Genomic DNA, 1,176 nt, shown 5'->3' with positions numbered 1-1,176 from the left:
GGCCAGTGCGACGTCCTCCGCCACGTCCGGCGCGGTCAGCAGCGGCTCTGGCACCCAGGGTCCCACGTAGGACTCCTTGCGCCTGCCGAGCGCGCGCACCCGGTCCAGTGCCTGCCGGGTGGCGATCTGCACCAGGTACGCGCGTTCCTTGCGCACCCTCGCCGGATCGACGGCCGTCCACCGCAGCCAGGTCTCTTGCAGGACGTCCTCGGCGTCGGCGGCCGAACCGAGGATCTCGTAGGCCACGGTGAACAGCAGATTGCGGTGGGCCAGGAACACCTCGGTGGCGCCGTCCGGGACCTCCCCTCGGACGTCGCGGTCAGCCGGTCCGGGTGTCTGTGTGATCGGTCCCCTGCGCTCGCTCATGTCCGGCTCCTGCCTGTTCGCTTGCCCGCCATGCCCAGCCATCGTCCGTGCACGGGACGCCCCGCGGTGCTGAGGTGTAACACCCCTGAAGCGTGGCCTGCATCACACATCCGCGACTGTTACGGGCGTCGGGGGGCCGGCGTCTCGTGAGCGTCAGGACGCCGCGCGTACGCACTGCGCGTTTCCCTGCGCCGACGCACCACTCAGACACCCCTGGCACCCGAGAAAGGGTGGAACATGAGCACCAGCAAGTTCGCCGTAGCAGGAGCAACCGGACGGCTGGGACGCCACGTTGTGGACGTCCTTACGGAACGAGGCCACCCTGTGGTGCCGATGTCGCGGGCCACCGGTGTGGACGTGATCACAGGCGAGGGGCTGGCCGACGCGCTCACCGGCGTCGACGTCATCATCGATGTCGCGTCATGGCACGCATCCGACCAGGAAGCCGCCACGGAGTTCTTCCGGACCGCCGCCGGCAACCTGCACGAGGCCGGCCGGCGTGCGGGAGCCGGCCGGATCGTCGCCGTGTCGATCATCGGTGCGGACAGAGCGACCGCGGGTTTCGTCGCCGCCCAGCAGGCGCACGAGGAAGCCACCCTGTCCGGACCGCTTCAGGCCCGCATCCTGCGTGCCGCCCAGTTCCACGAGTTCGTCGGCCAACTCCTGGACTGGCGGCAGGGCGACGTCGCCTACATCCCCGCCCGGCCCCCCCCCCACGTGGGCAGGCCCCCCCTGGGCGGGACCCAGGTGGACCAGGCCCCCGGCCCCGGGGCCCCCCCGCCGGGCCCCCGGGTTGCGATACCCGAGATG

Annotated in this window: 2 protein-coding genes; one reads left to right on the top strand and one right to left on the bottom strand. The window is 71.4% G+C overall.

Annotated features, from left to right (window positions below; all coding sequences use genetic code 11):
- Nucleotides 1-366, bottom strand: a 366-nt coding sequence (locus ACQKIP_RS47920) for a sigma factor (RefSeq protein WP_427745920.1), incomplete at its 3' end; no start/stop codon positions are given.
- Between the two features lie 237 nt (nt 367-603).
- On the opposite strand from ACQKIP_RS47920, the gene ACQKIP_RS47915 reads away from it, so the two are divergent.
- The coding region (locus ACQKIP_RS47915) for an SDR family oxidoreductase (RefSeq protein WP_427745919.1) at nt 604-1,176 on the top strand (573 nt) is incomplete at its 3' end.

The sequence above is a fragment of the Streptomyces sp. NPDC059900 genome, from assembly GCF_050270335.1.
Lineage (GTDB): Bacteria > Actinomycetota > Actinomycetes > Streptomycetales > Streptomycetaceae > Streptomyces.
Note: the sequence above shows the minus strand (reverse complement) of the source record. Positions and strands in the feature narration are given on the sequence as shown.